Annotated in this window: 16 protein-coding genes; 7 read left to right on the forward strand and 9 right to left on the reverse strand. The window is 39.5% G+C overall.

All coding sequences use genetic code 11. From position 1 onward, the window contains the following. Nucleotides 1–15: 15 nt before the first annotated feature. Together FD725_RS03420 and FD725_RS03425 are read right to left on the reverse strand one after the other, a co-directional pair. A complete protein-coding gene (locus tag FD725_RS03420; RefSeq protein ID WP_179046826.1) occupies nucleotides 16–384 on the reverse strand; it encodes a DUF4864 domain-containing protein in 369 nt (122 codons plus the stop codon). 125 nt (nucleotides 385–509) lie between these two features. After that, entirely contained in the window at nucleotides 510–1,661 is a 1,152-nt protein-coding gene (locus tag FD725_RS03425) for an SGNH/GDSL hydrolase family protein (protein WP_179046827.1), read from the reverse strand. A gap of 402 nt (nucleotides 1,662–2,063) precedes the next feature. Here FD725_RS03425 and FD725_RS03430 point away from each other — a divergent pair, with 402 nt between their 5' ends. Beyond that, entirely contained in the window at nucleotides 2,064–2,276 is a 213-nt protein-coding gene (locus tag FD725_RS03430; protein ID WP_041555376.1) for a hypothetical protein, read from the forward strand. A gap of 219 nt (nucleotides 2,277–2,495) precedes the next feature. Here the strand turns inward: FD725_RS03430 and FD725_RS03435 are convergent, their stop codons facing one another. The 4 genes from FD725_RS03435 to FD725_RS03450 form a co-directional block, all read right to left on the reverse strand. Next, nucleotides 2,496–3,401: a site-specific DNA-methyltransferase gene (locus FD725_RS03435; protein WP_179046828.1), complete on the reverse strand. Its 906-nt coding sequence runs from the start codon at nucleotides 3,399–3,401 to the stop codon at nucleotides 2,496–2,498. A gap of 202 nt (nucleotides 3,402–3,603) precedes the next feature. After that, complete coding sequence (locus FD725_RS03440) at nucleotides 3,604–4,587, reverse strand: glycerophosphodiester phosphodiesterase (RefSeq protein WP_179046829.1); 984 nt, start codon at nucleotides 4,585–4,587, stop codon at nucleotides 3,604–3,606. Nucleotides 4,588–4,642: 55 nt separating this feature from the next. Continuing rightward, nucleotides 4,643–6,706: a S9 family peptidase gene (locus tag FD725_RS03445; protein WP_179046830.1), complete on the reverse strand. Its 2,064-nt coding sequence runs from the start codon at nucleotides 6,704–6,706 to the stop codon at nucleotides 4,643–4,645. Between the two features lie 352 nt (nucleotides 6,707–7,058). Further along, nucleotides 7,059–7,811 carry a hypothetical protein gene (locus FD725_RS03450; RefSeq protein WP_179046831.1) on the reverse strand — a complete coding sequence of 251 codons (753 nt, stop codon included), beginning with the start codon at nucleotides 7,809–7,811 and terminating at the stop codon, nucleotides 7,059–7,061. A 318-nt stretch (nucleotides 7,812–8,129) separates the two neighbouring features. Between FD725_RS03450 and hemE the strand changes: the two genes are divergently transcribed. From hemE to FD725_RS03475, 5 genes are all read left to right on the forward strand, one after another. Beyond that, nucleotides 8,130–9,182: a uroporphyrinogen decarboxylase gene (gene hemE / locus FD725_RS03455; RefSeq protein WP_179046832.1), complete on the forward strand. Its 1,053-nt coding sequence runs from the start codon at nucleotides 8,130–8,132 to the stop codon at nucleotides 9,180–9,182. A gap of 119 nt (nucleotides 9,183–9,301) precedes the next feature. Then, on the forward strand, nucleotides 9,302–10,267 hold the full coding sequence (locus FD725_RS03460) for an NAD(P)-dependent oxidoreductase (RefSeq protein ID WP_179046833.1): 966 nt from the start codon (nucleotides 9,302–9,304) through the stop codon (nucleotides 10,265–10,267). A gap of 147 nt (nucleotides 10,268–10,414) precedes the next feature. Then, a complete protein-coding gene (locus FD725_RS03465; protein WP_179046834.1) occupies nucleotides 10,415–10,600 on the forward strand; it encodes a hypothetical protein in 186 nt (61 codons plus the stop codon). A gap of 179 nt (nucleotides 10,601–10,779) precedes the next feature. Beyond that, nucleotides 10,780–10,881: a type II toxin-antitoxin system RelE/ParE family toxin gene (locus FD725_RS33055; protein WP_372726719.1), complete on the forward strand. Its 102-nt coding sequence runs from the start codon at nucleotides 10,780–10,782 to the stop codon at nucleotides 10,879–10,881. A 335-nt stretch (nucleotides 10,882–11,216) separates the two neighbouring features. Continuing rightward, a complete protein-coding gene (locus FD725_RS03475; RefSeq protein WP_179046835.1) occupies nucleotides 11,217–12,803 on the forward strand; it encodes a B12-binding domain-containing radical SAM protein in 1,587 nt (528 codons plus the stop codon). A gap of 169 nt (nucleotides 12,804–12,972) precedes the next feature. Here the strand turns inward: FD725_RS03475 and FD725_RS03480 are convergent, their stop codons facing one another. Then, a complete protein-coding gene (locus tag FD725_RS03480; RefSeq protein WP_179051404.1) occupies nucleotides 12,973–13,719 on the reverse strand; it encodes an ABC transporter ATP-binding protein in 747 nt (248 codons plus the stop codon). Nucleotides 13,720–13,822: 103 nt separating this feature from the next. On the opposite strand from FD725_RS03480, the gene FD725_RS03485 reads away from it, so the two are divergent. After that, nucleotides 13,823–14,704 carry a DUF4351 domain-containing protein gene (locus tag FD725_RS03485; RefSeq protein WP_179046836.1) on the forward strand — a complete coding sequence of 294 codons (882 nt, stop codon included), beginning with the start codon at nucleotides 13,823–13,825 and terminating at the stop codon, nucleotides 14,702–14,704. A 16-nt stretch (nucleotides 14,705–14,720) separates the two neighbouring features. Here the strand turns inward: FD725_RS03485 and FD725_RS03490 are convergent, their stop codons facing one another. Then, nucleotides 14,721–15,500: an ABC transporter ATP-binding protein gene (locus FD725_RS03490; protein ID WP_179046837.1), complete on the reverse strand. Its 780-nt coding sequence runs from the start codon at nucleotides 15,498–15,500 to the stop codon at nucleotides 14,721–14,723. Continuing rightward, the gene (locus FD725_RS03495) at nucleotides 15,497–16,423 is read right to left on the reverse strand and encodes a branched-chain amino acid ABC transporter permease (protein ID WP_179046838.1); all 927 of its coding nucleotides are present in this window, start codon (nucleotides 16,421–16,423) and stop codon (nucleotides 15,497–15,499) included. The genes FD725_RS03490 and FD725_RS03495 overlap by 4 nt, the downstream gene beginning before the upstream one ends. Nucleotides 16,424–16,427 lie beyond the last annotated feature (4 nt).

Here is a 16,427-nt window from a genome sequence, read left to right on the forward strand (position 1 = left end):
CGAAATCACAAATTACTAATTCCCAAAACTCTCAGCTTCCACAGACACAAGAATACAACCATTAATCCGCCAAGTATCATCTGCTTGTTTCTCCATAAAATATAAAGCCCTCAATGGAATACCATCGGGAGCGAGGAGTAAAACTGGCTGAGTAATGTTATCTTGAATAGTGGTGATTTTCTCAAAAAATACAGAGCGAGGACGGTAAACAGCCGGATAGCTAATACTCACCATCCGTAAGAAATTCTCTGGGTTTTGGAATTGTTCTTGAATTGCCGGACTAGCTAAAGTAAAAGCACTTTGGGCATCATCTTGTTGAAAGGCTGCCAATTGATGTTCAATGACAGACCTGATAGCAGTAAAATCTTGATCTGTAACTTCCATATATGACAAAGTGCGGAGTGAGTGAAGGAGTGCTGAGTGCTGTTAGCGGAAGCGGGGCGTTTAGCCCGTGCTGAGTTATGAGTGAGAGATTAGTAAAATAGTGACCAATGACTATTGACTATTGACTATTGACTATTTAGCTTGAACTCTACTTGCTGGAGTGCAAATCGCCACACATCGTAACCATCAGCCGACAAATGTAAGCCATCTGTGGTTAAGTCAGAACGTAGTTTGCCATCAGCATCGGTAAACCAAGTATAAATATCTAAGTAATTGGCTTTTTCTTGTTTAGCGATCTCAGCCAGCTTGACATTGAGATGACGAATACGACTATTAGGAATGGTTGATAAATCTGTGGGTAAGATAGATTGAAGGAATATTTGTGCTTTGGGGTGATGCTGCCGTAAGCTGCGGATGATGCGGCGGTGATTGCGTAAGATTACTTCATCGCTGGCTCCCTTACGCAAGTCATTAATCCCCGCCATAACGTATACTGCATCTGGTCTAGTTTGGGAAAATGCTGCTAATCTGTTAGCAACTCCACTAGTGGTATCTCCAGATATGCCTTGATTGAGCCATAGTTTACCAGATGGCAGTTTTCCTCTGGGAAACCACATACTCAAGGAATCGCCAACCAAGATACTTAGACGGTTCTTACCTTGCCCTTGTGCGATCGCTTTTGCTTCCATCGCTAACAAACTTTTCCAGTCTTCATAGGTTAATTGCTGCTTTTTCCTTGAATCTGGCAATGATTGAGCGCTTTCGGTTTCTGTACGAGTATAAATTTGTCCTGTTTTCAGTGCTGCTAATCTTTGATAGTAAAGCTGACTACCAGAAACTAACGGCAAATTCCCAGGTTGGCTATTGAGAGGCAAAAAAGAGTCTATTGGTGTTGTTAATTCTTGCTCGTTAAATTGTGGTAGTGTAACTTCGGGATTGGTAAGATTTTTCTCTCCTGCTTTAGGTTGGGATGCTTCCAAGGGTGGCAAAGTTTGGCTACTGAATTCGGGTAAGGAAAGATTAAAAAATCTAGGGTCATTGTTTTCGCTGACTGTTGGCAAAATCTCTCCATGATGGAATAGCTGATTGCTAAATTCTGGTAAAGATATATCAGTACTACTGATGTTTTTGACATCTGTTACTGTCTGTGAGCCTTGTTTTGCATCCCACTGAACTTCAGACTCTTCTGGCAGAATCATCGACATCTGTGGAAGCGCTGATGCTGGTAGTGCCAATCCTGTTAACAAACCTGCTGCCAACAGATACGGTTCCCTCATCGCTTCATCTCTCCTCTAATGACTGCTTTTCCCTATGACAGTGCTGGTTGCTTGTATTCAGGAAATTTACTGTGGTTAAAATATCATTCTTATTGAGAATATATAGTTCTGTAAAGCGGGTTAACGAGATTATGTTCGATAATTCACCAATTCTTTAAAGCTTATCTTGTTCCGTTAGTGAATATTCGGGTTGATGATAACGCTTAAATGAGTAGCAATGAACATAAATAAGGTTATTACTAGTTAGTACTATTTTCTGGGCAACAATGTGTTATTTATTACTTAACTATATATATTACTCTATATTTAAACTTGTATTTATTTATTTTTACCCATATAAATTAAGTTCTATTTATATAGAAGAATCTCGTAGAAAATGCTAAAATTTATGCGAAGTTATTGATGTTTCCCTGTAATTTTGTGGCTAGAGCTAGTACAGCGATCGGTGTCAGTCCAATAATTAAAGAGATTGTGCAAAAACAGGCACATTCTACACGTTTAACACTCAAAGAGGTGATTTTAATGGGAATGTTAGCAATAGATAAACTTGATGATCAAAGTCGTCAAGAGTTGGCAGATCAAGTTCATCAAATGCAAGTAAATGGTGAAATATAAATGGACTTACGCAGCTCACTAAATCTTCTGGCTTTTTTGTCAATAGTCAATAGTCAATAGTCCAAAAAAACTTGATTTTGACCATTGACCATGGACTATTGACCACCTTCAGAAGGGTTTATTGGTTGACTGCGTAAGTCCCATATAAATTGGTTTGATAGAATTCATCGTCAAAAGTCTACACCCAATAAATAAAATATATGCACTGTAGGCTATTGACTATTCACCAAATCTATACTCACTTCCCAAAACATAATCCTCTTTGATTTCGCAAGATATCCATCGGCGTTGCAACGTTTCCGCAACAAACCCAGTAGTATTAGAACCTGCAAATGGATCTAATACTATATCTCCCTCATCAGTCAAAAATCTGATGAAAAAATCAGCAAATCCTTGGGGAAATCTGGCTGGATGGGGTTTAACTCTTGCTGCTTTGCAACGCTGTAAATAAGCGCTATTGGATTCAGTATTGGCAATTTCTAACAAATTTGGCGGAATAGCCCCCTGATTATCCTTTTGGAATTTATTCGAGATATCATGCCCACTGGGACGAATATTAGCCTTGTAGCCATTTTTGAGTAACTTTTTCATACTCTGGCTATATGGCTTTAATACTTTTCGGTTATCTGCTTTCGGGTTTGGGGTTTTTGATAACCACCAAACCACATTTACTGTATCTTTTACCCGTATGCGTCTGATTGTTACCCATTCTGCCGGTGTGGGCAATCGCGCTGGATTGTAGTGATAAAATTCTTGTGCTAGAAAAAAACCAACTTCCTTACATAATCTGACTAATAGTTCGTATTGGTAGATGCTGCGTACAGGATGACCAGGAAGATATGCACCACCTAAATCTAAAACAAATGAGCCATCTTCAGCCAGAACTCTTTTGAATTGATGCGCGAAGGGTAAAAACCAGTCAATATATTTTTCTGCGCTTTCATTACCGTATTCTTTTTTGCGCGTTAAAGCAAATGGAGGCGAGGTAATGATTAAATTAATACTATCATCTGTGATCAGTTTGATAATTTCCAAGCAGTCACCTAAGTATGCTTGCCCGTACTTTTTTGTATAAAATGGTGTAAAGTGGCTGGCTATTGCAGCAATAATTAGCTGTGAGTTCAAGCGCTATCTCAATTATTTTGACAACTGCCAGACTACCACTTTTACTGGTGCAGCACAGATAAAATGTTGCCAAAAAATTGTAGGTTGAGTAGCGGTAGCGTCACACAACACTAAGATATACATTGGGTTCCTCAGATGATGTTGGGTTACGCAAAGCCTCCACCCAACCTACTACTTCGTGACTCTGTGGTAATATCGATTTTTAAAAATTACAGCGTACCTGAAAAGCTGTATCAGAGTTATCGCTAAATACCCCATCAATACCCGTTTGATAAAATCTCTTATATTCTGCTTTTGGGTTGTCTTGTAAGTTCGCTGGTAAAAAAACATTTTCGTTGCGAAATGTCCAACTATGAACGAATAAACCAGCACTATGAGCATTATTAACAAGCGTGGTGGGAGATAACAAATTGCCGTTACTATCCCTGGGGATAATCAGATTTTTATGTACCCCAATACCATTGGCATAAGTAGCAACTTGTGATAAACCTACAGTGGTAATTAAATCAGCATAAGTGCGAGAATCTGCACTCGTTGTCAAATCATATGGTTGACCATAATTATTAATAAGCTGTACTAGAGAAACATCGGTTAATTTATTCAGCTTTTGTAAATTACTAACCTCAAAAGATTGAATAAAAACTGGCGCAGTTTCATCAGTGTACCCATTAGCATTTAAAATAGCTACTAAAGGTTCGGTTAATGACAAAGCGATCGCCTCAAAATATGTAGGGTGTTTAGTTTCGGGATAAATGCCTATAGTCCGTCCTAACAAAGAGCTTTTTGCCTGAGCTAAATCAATTATTTCTTGTAAAGTCGGAATTTCCCAAAGTCTATCATAAGGTGTGTTTCCTGGACGAATAACCGGAATTCTTTCCTTAGCGCGGAGAGTTTTTACCTCAGCTAAAGTAAAGTCTTCTGTAAACCAACCTGTGATAGATTCACCATCAATAATTTTAGTTGTTTGACGATTGGCAAATTCTATTCGTTCAGCTACATCAGTTGTTCCTGAAATTTCGTTTTCGTGGCGGGCAATGAGTACACAATCTTTGGTAGATACTAAATCTGGTTCAATATAATCAGCCCCTAATTGAATGGCTAGTTCATAAGCTGCTAAAGTATGCTCTGGACGATAACCACTAGCTCCTCTATGGGCAATAATGATTGGTAGTTTTTCTGTTGGCATTGAGGATTAAGTCTGGTCTGAGAGTGTGTTTTTTAAAATTCCCAATTCCCATCAACTATAAACACAATCTATCTAAAATAAAAGCATATTCAAAAGCCAGTTCTCTTAAGCTTTCGTAACGTCCTGATGCACCACTATGTCCAGCATCCATGTTAGTTTTCAAGAGAAGGATATTGTCATCTGTTTTCAACTCTCGCAGTTTGGCTGTCCATTTAGCTGGTTCCCAGTATTTGACACGAGAATCATTTAAACCAGCCGTAATGAGTAAGTGGGGATAATCTTTTGCTGTCACATTATCATAGGGTGAGTAAGATTTCATGTAGTCGTAATAGACTTGATCATTGGGATTTCCCCATTCCTCCCATTCCATTTCTGAAAGAGGTAGAGAGGTGTCTAAAATTGTTGTCACGACATCGACAAATGGCACATTAGCCACTACAACTTGGAATAAATCGGGACGCATATTAATGACTGCTCCCATTAACAAACCACCTGCACTACCGCCTGTAATGGCGAGGCGATCGCTTGCTGTCCAACCTTGATTAATTAAATATTCAGCACAGGTGATAAAATCTGTAAAGGTATTTTTCTTCTGCAAAAATTTGCCATTTTCATACCATTTTCGCCCCATTTCTTCACCACCGCGAATGTGAGCGATCGCAAAAACTATCCCCCGATCTAATAATGCTAGTCGTGATGATGAAAAAGATGCCGGGTATGACATACTATACGCACCATAGCCTGTGAGTAATAAGGGATTTTTGCCATTTTTTTCTATACCTTGTTTGTAAACAATCGATATAGGAATTTGTACCCCATCGGCTGATGTCACCAGCAACCATTCACTTGCATATTGGTTTTTGTCGTAGTTGCCAAGTACTAGTGTCTCTTTTTGTAACTCTTGCTTGTGAGTCTCCATATCATAATCAAAAACGGACGGTGGAGTCACTAAAGAAGTATAGTTAAATCGTAAAATACTAGTATTAAATTCTGGGTTACTACCCTCGGAAAATTGGTAAGTAGGTTCAGGAAAAATGATATCGTTTTTATCTCCAGTCAATAAATTTTGCACTGTTGCGGTTGGCAACCCATTCTTTCTTTCATAAATTACTAAATGATTGATGAATAAGCTGATTCCCGATAACAAAACATCTTCACGATGGGGAATAATAGTTTGCCAATTGTCTTTAGATGGCGCAGCTACTGGAGTTTTGACTAATTTAAAATTGGTGGCTGCTTCATTGGTGACTAAATAAAAGTAATCGCTATGATGTTCAACATCATATTCTATGCCTGATTGCCGGGGATAAATTACCTGAAATTTATCATCGGGATGATTGGCATTTAAGTAGTGAACTTCTGTCGTAATACTACTGCTTAAGGTCATCAGTATATATTCTTGACTGCGGGTTTTGTCCACATATAAGGCATAGGCATTATCAGGTTCATGGTAGATTAAAACATCTTTTGTTGGTGATGTTCCTAATGTATGTCTAAAGAGTTGGTAAGGACGATTAGCTGCGTCAATTTTTGTATAAAATAATGTTTGATTATCATTAGCCCAACAACAAGAAAAATAGGTATCACTAATACTTTCTGGATATAACTGATGTGTATTTAAATCTAGAAAAAAAAGTGTATATTGTTCAGAGCCACTGGTATCATAGGAATAAGCTAGTATTTGATGATTAGGACTGATAGCAAGTATCCCTAAATCAAAAAAATCTTCCCCATCTGCTAATTCATTTTCATCTAGTAGCACTTCTTCTGGTGCATCTAAACTGCCATATTTACGGCAATAAATTCGATAAGCTTTTCCGGCTTCAGTCCGAGAATAATAATAATAATGATCTTTGCGATAGGGTACTGATAAGTCAGTTTCTTGAATCCGAGCTAACATCTCATCGTAGAGCTTGATTTGCAGCGCTTCTGTATGCTGCATCATCTCTGTGGTATATCTATTTTCTGCTTCTAGATATTCAACGACTTTTGGGTTTTCTAGATCCCGTAGCCAAAAGTAATTATCTATCCGGCGATCGCCGTGCAATTCTAACACTTGTGGCTGTTGTTCAGCGATAGGAGGCTTGATTGTTTTGATAGAAATCTTGTTTTTATTCATAATATATGGGTAATAGGTAACAGGTAATAGGTAATAGGTGACAGGTGACAGGTGACAGGTAATAGGTAATAGGTAATAGGTGACAGGTGACAGGTGACAGGTGACAGGTAATAGGTAATAGGGTTTTAGAAAATGAATGTGTACTGAGTTTAGTATGCGTAAGTGCAGGCTACGCTAACAAAAATCAAATAGGAGTTCTATATGTACAACTATGTATTTTAATAACTAGTAAATAGTTAAATAGAGTCTAGACACTAAAGATGTTTATCTTTGATGGTGGTTTTTTCGGCAACAACTTATCTTGAAAGCTGGTGTAAAGATATTAGGAAAAGACATTTTCACCCTCTGGTTTCTAACTGGAAGTTTCAGTTTTACGGCGGAAGTTTCTTTTTAACGTACATAAACCAATTGCCGGAATCACTCCGAGTATCATAGCGGTAAATACTTGTTGACTCCAATACAATACTGGAGTGCGATACATTTGTGGTAGTAAATTTTGTCCTAAGGACAGTAACCACACAAATAAACTGATCAATAAGAAAGAAATAGAGGGGGAAAAATTCCACCACCAAGATTTGGTTGTGTAGCGTCGCAATACTAACCATTGAAACAAACCCAGCCAAATTCCGGAAAAAATGTATGAAAGTGTTGACAAAAATCCCAAAGTCAGAGTGATTTCAGAAGTTAAACTTTCATTAAGAGAAGTTGCAATAGATGAAATATAGTTAATCCAAGCAGTAGCTACACCATTGGCAATTAACCAACCAAAGCTAGTGGCAAATAGCCATAACCAACCAGAAAAATAGCGCCGGACGACTAAAGCTTGATCAGCCGCAAAAACTACGGCAAACACAATATTACTCAGCAATCTCGCCCAAAAAACCCAGATTTGTGGCTCTTCAATAAAAGTAGGTGGTAGGCTTTCCCAGATAATCTTCTCTAAAGCAATGCTGGCTATGCCACCTACCACCCAACCCAAGACAGTCATAAAAGTAAACTGGAGAAAGAAGAGGCGACGCTGAGAACGGGGTATCAATAACTTGTTTAACTGGAGATGACTATTAGCGGATGTAACAGGAGATGAGCTACTGGGATTCATTGACATATAAAGTTGAGTAAAGCAAATAAAGGAGGCTAGAGAAAAGAGTTTTCCTGGTTTTTTTAGGAGATTTTTCTCGTGAGTCGCTGTCTAGAAACAATACATAGTCAAAAATAGTAGCCTCTAGTCAGGAGATTGGGGAAAATGTCCACGTGATAATTAAGTTTTCAGAATAAGTCATTTTTTCCCACATCCAACCAGATTCCTAATAGTAAAAAATACTAGCTGCTAGCCTCTAGCCTCTAGCCTCTTGTTGATAAAGCGTAATCCCAGAATGATAAGCTAAACATTGACATAAAAAAGTGACTTAGGAAGAAGTGTTAAATGGGTGTCTCCTCAACGGTTCCTCACCTTTTGCGGGCGGCTCGTGGTGAAATTGTCGATCGTCCCCCTGTGTGGATGATGCGACAAGCGGGACGATATATGAAAGCATATCGAGATTTAAGGGACAAGTATCCCTCATTCCGCGATCGCTCGGAAATTCCCGAAGTGGCGATTGAGGTTTCTCTCCAACCTTGGAAAGCTTTCCAGCCAGATGGAGTAATTTTATTCTCCGATATTGTCACCCCCTTGCCAGGCTTGGGAATTGACATGGACATTGCGGAAGGTAAAGGCCCCATCATTCATGCTCCCATTCGCACTCAAGCACAAGTTGACGAGCTACATCCCTTAGAACCAGAAGCAGCTTTACCGTTTATTAAAACCATATTGCAGGCATTACGCCAAGAAGTAGGTAACAATTCAACGGTATTAGGCTTTGTTGGTGCGCCCTGGACTCTCGCAGCTTATGCGGTGGAAGGTAAAGGTTCCAAAACCTACTCCATCATTAAAAATATGGCATTCTCCGACGCGACAATGCTCCATCAACTGCTAACTAAATTAGCAGATGCGATCGCTGTCTATGCCCGTTACCAAATCGACTCCGGCGCGCAAGTAGTACAAATGTTTGACTCTTGGGCAGGACAACTCAGTCCCCAAGATTATGACACCTTTGCTCTACCCTATCAGCGACGAGTGTTTGAGCAAATCAAACAAACTCACCCTGACACACCGCTAATTCTGCTCGTCAGTGGTAGCGCAGGCGTATTAGAACGCATGGGTAAATCGGGCGCGGATATCGTCACTGTCGATTGGACAGTAGATATGGCTGAAGCGCGGGAAAGACTGGGTAAACAGATGAAGGTACAAGGGAATCTTGATCCAGGCGTACTGTTTGGTTCTAAACAGTTTATCAGCGATCGCATCATTGATACAGTCCGCAAAGCAGGCAACTGGGGTCATATCCTCAACCTGGGACATGGTGTATTACCAGACACCCCAGAAGAAAACGTCGCTTTCTTCTTTGAAACAGCCAAGCAACTTCATGCAGTTGTTTAGGCAATGGTATTTAACTTCTTAACTCTGTGTTCTTTGTGCCTCTGTGGTTAAATAAATTATTTTTACCACAAAGACACGGAGACACAGAGAGCAAAATTTTTGTCGTTAGTCCATTACTCATGACTCCAAAACGCATTTTAGTAACAGGTGCAAGTGGCTGTATCGGTCACTATATCAGCGAAGCCTTAATTAAAGACACTAATCACGAACTATATTTATTGGTAAGAAATCCCAGCAAATTACAAGTTGATACTCAAGCTCGTCCTGGTATCAATGTATTGCAGGGTGATATGCAATATATTCATCAACTAGCTGATTTACTACCCACAATTGATATAGCTGTACTCACAGCAACGGCTTGGGGTGGTGAGCAAACCTTTGAGATTAATGTATCTAAAACTATTGAATTACTAAACAAATTAGATCCACAGCGTTGTCAACAAGTCATTTATTTTTCCACAGCTAGCGTATTAGATAGACACAATCAACAACTCAAAGCAGCAGGGGAAATTGGTACAGATTATATCCGTTCTAAATATGAATGCTTACAAAAGATATCAGAATTAAGTATTGCCCCCAAAATTACTACCGTTTTCCCTACTTTAGTTTTAGGTGGTGATGCGAAAAAACCATACTCTCATGCCACATCTGGGATTCCAGAGATTACCAAGTATGTTAACCTAATCCGCTTTTTGAGCGCCGATGGTAGTTTTCACTTCATCCATGGACAAGATATTGCTAGCGTAGTCACACATTTAATCGCTAACCCTCCTCAACCAGGCGCACCCCGCAGATTAGTTTTAGGACAAAAGCAGTTAACTGCTGACGAAGCTATAGAAGAAGTTTGTAGTTATTTAGGCAAAAAAATTTACTTCCGCATTCCCCTATCTTTATCCTTAGCAAATTTAATTATTGCCGTATTTCGCATTCAAATGGCTGCTTGGGATAGATTCTGCATGAACTACCGACATTTCACATACGATACTGTAGTTAATCCTGATAGTTTTGGCTTACCAAATTACTGTGCAACCGTGAGCGATGTTTTACAAATTAGCGATGTGGAGAGTAATAAAACCAAGTTCTGAAAAAATAAGAAGTAATATTAATTCACAATTCGTAATTCGCAATTATGATTTCCCGAATTTCTCACAGGGGAATCGTGTTGTCACTTTTACGGAGTTTCTCGGCAAGTGAGTTAAAATTATATTTGCCCCGATTAAGCCATAATTGCTATGAGCGACAGAGACACAGTTATTGAACTGGTGAAGCGATTACCCTCTAATTTAAGTCTACGCGAGATTCTTCGGGAAATTGAGTTTATTGCTGCTGTGAAAGAGGGTTTATCTGAAATTGATCAGGGAAAAGGAGTTTCAATTGAATCTATAGAGCAGATGATTGAAGCATGGACTACCAAATAATTCTTTCTCTCAAAGCTGTAGGAGATTTAGAAACTATCGTTAGGTACATAGCTTTAACTAATCCTGAAGCCGCAAGAACACTATGAAAAAAACTTATCCAAAAATCTCAGGAATTAAGTTAATTTCCCTTCAAAGGACAAAAAGTATCTGAATTTGATGATTCTAATATTCGTCAGCTTATTCTTAAGCCCTATCGCATTATTTATCGAGTAGAAGAAGATAAAAAACAAATTAGTATTGCTAGGTTTTGGCATTCAGCCCAAGAAAGCTTAGAGCTTTAATTTTTACTCAGTTTTGTCTGGATGAGCGCAGGCTACGCCAACAAAAATAATAAAAAATAGTGCTTGAGGATATGAGTGATTGATAGCCTCACTACCCAGTGTAGCTGATTACTATTATTCTTAATGCACATAAACAGACTTTAATCAAGTACTTTCTACTTGAATTTTTACTTATTTATGGAACAATGAGATCAAAACAAATACGTAGTGTATTGTCTGAATAATTGCCAAGAAAATCAAATTAACGGTAAACTAAAGCCAATTTAACAAAAAGTCAATAAGTAATTATTTTTGTTAGCGTGGGATTACAATCGCAGCGTGAGGATTGATACGAGATGCGTATTCTACTAGTGTATCCAGTATTTCCAAAAACCTTTTGGTCATACGAGAAAATTCTGGCTTTAGTCGATCGCAAGGTGTTGTTACCACCGTTGGGCTTAGCAACAGTAGCGGCGATTCTACCCCAAGAATGGGAATATAAGCTGGTGGATCGCAATATTCGTCCAGTCACAGAAGCAGAATGGGCTTGGGCTGATATCGTTATCTTCTCAGCAATGATTGTCCAAAAGCAAGATTTACTAGAGCAAATCCAGGAAGCAAAACGGCGTGGTAAGTTAGTCGCCGTGGGTGGCCCATACCCCACTTCTACACCCAGCGATGTGCAGAATGTGGGTGCAGATTTTCTCATCTTGGATGAAGGGGAAATCACTTTACCCATGTTTGTGGAAGCCGTGCAACGGGGTGAAACCTCTGGGACTTTCCGCACCGCAGAAAAACCAGATGTCACCAGTACACCCATCCCCCGCTTTGATTTACTGGAATTAGATGCCTACGATATGATGTCGGTGCAGTTTTCTCGTGGGTGTCCCTTCCAGTGCGAATTCTGCGACATTATCGTTCTCTACGGGCGCAAACCCCGCACCAAAACCCCAGCCCAGCTACTAGCAGAGTTAGATTATCTCTACGAGTTAGGTTGGCGGCGGGGTGTGTTTATGGTGGATGACAACTTTATTGGTAACAAGCGCAATGTCAAGTTGTTGCTGAAAGAGTTAAAAGTCTGGATGGTTGAGCATCAATATCCCTTTAAGTTTGATACTGAAGCTTCAGTTGACTTAGCACAAGATCAAGAATTACTGGATTTGATGGTTGAGTCTGGTTTCTCCGCCGTGTTTTTGGGAATTGAAACACCAGACGAAGATAGCTTGCAGTTGACGAAAAAATTCCAAAATACTCGTAATTCCCTAGTCGATGCAGTACAGACTATCATTAAGGCTGGTTTGCGCCCGATGGCTGGGTTTATCATCGGATTTGATGGAGAAAAAGCAGGTGCAGGCGATCGCATTGTCCGGTTTGCAGAACAAGCGGGAATCCCCTCTACTACCTTTGCTATGTTACAAGCTTTACCTAACACAGCATTGTGGCATCGGCTGAAAAAAGAAGGCAGACTCAGAGAAAACCAAGACAGCAACATCAATCAAACAACATTGATGAACTTTGTGGCTACTCGTCCTTTAGAGGATATTGCTAGAGAATATATTGAAGCATTTTGTGCTTTATACGACCCAGTACAATACTTAGATCGCACCTATCGTTGTTTCTTGATGCTGGGTGCGCCACGTTATAAAACACCTTTCAAAATGCCAGAGTTGGTAGTAGTGAAAGCCTTACTAATTGTGATTTGGCGACAAGGCATTAAACGCGAAACCCGGTGGAAATTCTGGCATCATTTGTTTAGCATCCTCAAGCATAATCCCGGAGTTGTCGAACATTACATCTCTGCTTGCGCCCACAACGAGCATTTCATGGAGTATCGGCAAATTGTTCGCGATCAAATTGAAAAACAACTCGCTGATTACCTAGCCCAAGGTACAGAAACACCTTATGTAGTCGTTGAAGAAAAAGCTAAAGCTGTAGTCAGTTAGATATCTTATCAAGATTTCTCCTTTCCATAACCCTGCTTTCCTGGAAAAAGTAGGGTTCTATTTTTCTCTGTGCCTTTGTCTTGAAAAGTTCAGATGCCTACGAAACGTCTACGGAGGAAACCTCCGCTCCGACTTTTCGCTGTGCCTTTGTGGTAAACAAAATTACTTTTTAACCCAAATAAGCTTTTTTGACTCGCTCATCGTTAATTAAATCAGCAGCTGCACCTGTTAACTTAATCGCACCTGCTTCTAAAACATAACCTCTATCAGCAATTTGCAGAGCTAAAGTAGCATTTTGTTCGACTAATAGAATAGTTACACCCGTAGCCCGGAGATTTTCAATAATGGAGAAGATTTCTCTCACAATAGCAGGGGCTAAACCTAAACTAGGTTCATCTAAAAGCAGAAGTTGTGGTCTACTCATTAAAGCACGAGCGATCGCTAACATTTGTTGTTCCCCGCCACTGAGAGTTCCTGCTAATTGATTGTGTCTTTGTGCCAACCGAGGAAATAACTCAAATTGTTGTTGAATATCAGCTTTAATTTCGGCTTGATGAGAGCGAATATAAGCACCCAAAAGTAAATTATCTAAAACCGTTTGCTTAGTCAGTACTCGCCGCCCTTCTGGGCAATGAGCAATGCCAAGTTTGACAACCTCATGGGATAGACGACGAGTAATATTTCGCCCACTATAAATAATTTGCCCATGCCGAGGATTAACTATTTTAGATATAGCTCGGAGTGTAGTACTTTTACCTGCACCATTTGCCCCAATTAAAGTAACTACTTCACCTTTTTTAATAGTTAAATTAATCTGCTTTAGAGCTTGAATACCACCATAATTTACATCAAGTTCCTGAAGTTCTAAAATTGTAAAATCCTCGCTATTCTCATGTCGGCTTGTCTCTACGTTCATCGGCAGTTTATATCCAGAAATATTCAATGCTGATACCAAACCTAACATACATCATGAATCTTCAGGGTGTATGATTAATTACTAAAGTTTATATAAGTTTCTTGTGGCAAAAGCAGCAGATAATGGTAGCAAACGACTAATTAGTCTAGCTCCTGATGTGTGGGTACAATGGGTAACACAACTTCCCGAAGTTGTGGCAAAAGAAATTCTTGGTTCCGAATTTCAGTGGATTAGTCGTGAAACCGATGTTTTAGTCAAAGCATACAGCCCAGACCTGGGAGATTTTCTAGTACTTAACGAGTTGCAGTTACGTTATAATGCACATATGCCTCTCCGCATGAGAGCATATACTGCACTAGCCCAAGAGCGATATCGATTACCAGTTTACCCAGTCCTCATCAATATCTTGCCACCCCCAGCCAGCGTAACTGTAGTCAATAGTTACAACCAGGAATTTTTAGGATTACGAGCAATTCAAGATTATCGCGTGATTAATTTGTGGGAGGTAGATGCTGAGTTAGTGTTTCAAGAACCACTACCTTCATTACTACCATTTGTGCCTATATTGCGAGGCGGTGGTGAAGCATCAGTTGTTCAACGAGCATTACAACTACTACGAGCAGATCCCCAACTGAATCAGTTAGAATCATTGCTGGCATTTTTTGCTAGCTTTGTGTTAGACACACCTTTAATACAACAAATAATGAGGTGGGATATGGCTATATTACGAGAATCGCCTTGGTATCAAGAAATTTTTACTGAAGGTGAGCAAAGTGGACTACAGCAAGGAATTCAGCAAGGAATTCAGCAAGGAATAGAGAGAGGTGCGCGACGACAGATCATTCAAGTATTGCAAATACGCTTTGGTGAAATTAATCAAGATATAAACACAAAACTGGCAGAAAAAAATATAGCGCAATTGGAAAATCTGATGGCTAGTGCATTAACTGTTGCTTCTTTAGAGGAATTTCAGAATATTCTATAAAGATAAAGACGATCGCTCATTCATTTCCTAGATAAGCTTCAATCACCGCCGGATTCTCTCTGACTACAGCAGGTTCACCCAAGGCGATTAATTGACCAAAATCCAATACGGCAATGCGATCGCATAATCCCATCACTAATGGTACGTGATGTTCAATCAAAATGATCGTTAAATTAAAGCGATCGCGTAAATCTCGAATAAATTGACTCAAATGCTGTTTTTCATTGGGATTCATCCCCGCCGCCGGTTCGTCGAGTAGCAGTATTTGCGGTTCTAAAGCTAAAGCACGAGCAATTTCTAAGCGACGTTGATCACCGTAAGCAAAGTTGCGGGATTTTTCCTCAGCGCGATCGCTCAATCCTACCATCTCTAATAATTCTAAAGCTTTTTGTCTACTGTGAGACTCTGCTTGCGGTGCTGGTGGTATACCGAAAACTCCAGTAAATATGGTACTTTTAGTATGTAAATGCCGGGCAATAATCACATTTTCTAAGGCTGATAATTCCCCAAACAAGCGAATATTTTGAAAGGTACGAGCAATACCCAATCCAGCAATTTGATGAGGGCGTAATTGAGCAATTGTCTTACCTTGATAGATTAACTCTCCACTGGAAGGAGGAATTAAAGCTGTGATTAAATTAAATAATGTAGTTTTACCCGCACCATTCGGGCCAATCAAGCCAAAAATTTCATGTTGATTGACTGCAAAAGATACATTATTTACCGCAACTAAACCACCAAAGCGGCGAGTCAGAGAGTTAGCTGCTAAGATAACTTTACCTTGCTTGGGGTTCATCTATTTTTAGCCCTCCCTATTTTAAAAATATCTGGAGTTACTAAACCTTGGGGGAAGAAAATAGTACCGATGACTATCAATAAACCAAAAATAATTAACCTCCCATCTCGCAGAAACTGTGCCAACCAAATAGGTAAACCACCCGTATCAGCTATACCTCGGAGAACTTCAGGTAAAGCTGTAAATACCATCCCTCCAACTACCGAACCTAAAAAAGTTCTCGAACCACCAATTAACACGAAAGTTAGGTAAATAATACTAGCATCAAATGTGCCTTGACGGGCATTCCAAGTATTCAGAAAATGGGCGCTAATTGCACCTACAATACCTGCAAGAATTGCTCCCAAGGTAAATGCTAAAACTTTGTAGTAAGTAGGGTTAATTCCCATTGCCCCTGCGGCTAATTCATCTTCACGGATAGCAGTAAATGCTCTACCCACTCGCACACGTTCTAAGCGGTAAAATAGCACCATACTAATTAGTAGTAATGGTAAGGCAATCCATAAATATTCGATTTGGCTTGGGAAGGGTTGAGGAATGCCAAATATACCTACAGCACCGCCTGTAATGTCTAAATTGAGAGATAATACCCGTAAAACTTCAACGAAAGCAATGGTGGCGATCGCTAAATAAATTCCTCGTAATCTTAAGGCGGGAATTCCTACTATTATTCCCAATAAAGCTGAAACAAATCCAGCAATAAGCATTTCTAATAATAACAGAGGAATGGGAAATAAATTATTGCTATTTTTAAAAACTGTTGTTGATAAAATCGCTGCAATATAACCACCTAAAGCATAAAATCCCGGACTAGCTAAAGATAATTGTCCAGCCATCAGTGGTAAATAAAGTGATAGTCCCAGTAATGCCCCCAATACCATAGAGACGATAAGGGAACCATAGGTAGAGAAAAATTCAGCCATTTTA

This window comes from Nostoc sp. TCL26-01, from assembly GCF_013393945.1.
Taxonomy (GTDB): Bacteria; Cyanobacteriota; Cyanobacteriia; order Cyanobacteriales; family Nostocaceae; genus Trichormus.

Excerpts from the sequence above, each read along its gene's own strand:
- FD725_RS03495 (WP_179046838.1), bottom strand. The coding sequence starts at position 16,423 with ATGGCTGAATTTTTCTCTACCTATGGTTCCCTTATCGTCTCTATGGTA.
- FD725_RS03445 (WP_179046830.1), bottom strand. The coding sequence starts at position 6,706 with ATGAATAAAAACAAGATTTCTATCAAAACAATCAAGCCTCCTATCGCT.
- FD725_RS03480 (WP_179051404.1), bottom strand. The coding sequence starts at position 13,719 with ATGAACGTAGAGACAAGCCGACATGAGAATAGCGAGGATTTTACAATT.
- FD725_RS03425 (WP_179046827.1), bottom strand. The coding sequence starts at position 1,661 with ATGAGGGAACCGTATCTGTTGGCAGCAGGTTTGTTAACAGGATTGGCA.
- FD725_RS03430 (WP_041555376.1), top strand. The coding sequence starts at position 2,064 with ATGTTTCCCTGTAATTTTGTGGCTAGAGCTAGTACAGCGATCGGTGTC.
- FD725_RS03420 (WP_179046826.1), bottom strand. The coding sequence starts at position 384 with ATGGAAGTTACAGATCAAGATTTTACTGCTATCAGGTCTGTCATTGAA.
- FD725_RS03440 (WP_179046829.1), bottom strand. The coding sequence starts at position 4,587 with ATGCCAACAGAAAAACTACCAATCATTATTGCCCATAGAGGAGCTAGT.
- FD725_RS03460 (WP_179046833.1), top strand. The coding sequence starts at position 9,302 with ATGACTCCAAAACGCATTTTAGTAACAGGTGCAAGTGGCTGTATCGGT.
- hemE (WP_179046832.1), top strand. The coding sequence starts at position 8,130 with ATGGGTGTCTCCTCAACGGTTCCTCACCTTTTGCGGGCGGCTCGTGGT.
- FD725_RS03450 (WP_179046831.1), bottom strand. The coding sequence starts at position 7,811 with ATGTCAATGAATCCCAGTAGCTCATCTCCTGTTACATCCGCTAATAGT.
- FD725_RS03465 (WP_179046834.1), top strand. The coding sequence starts at position 10,415 with ATGAGCGACAGAGACACAGTTATTGAACTGGTGAAGCGATTACCCTCT.
- FD725_RS03475 (WP_179046835.1), top strand. The coding sequence starts at position 11,217 with ATGCGTATTCTACTAGTGTATCCAGTATTTCCAAAAACCTTTTGGTCA.
- FD725_RS03490 (WP_179046837.1), bottom strand. The coding sequence starts at position 15,500 with ATGAACCCCAAGCAAGGTAAAGTTATCTTAGCAGCTAACTCTCTGACT.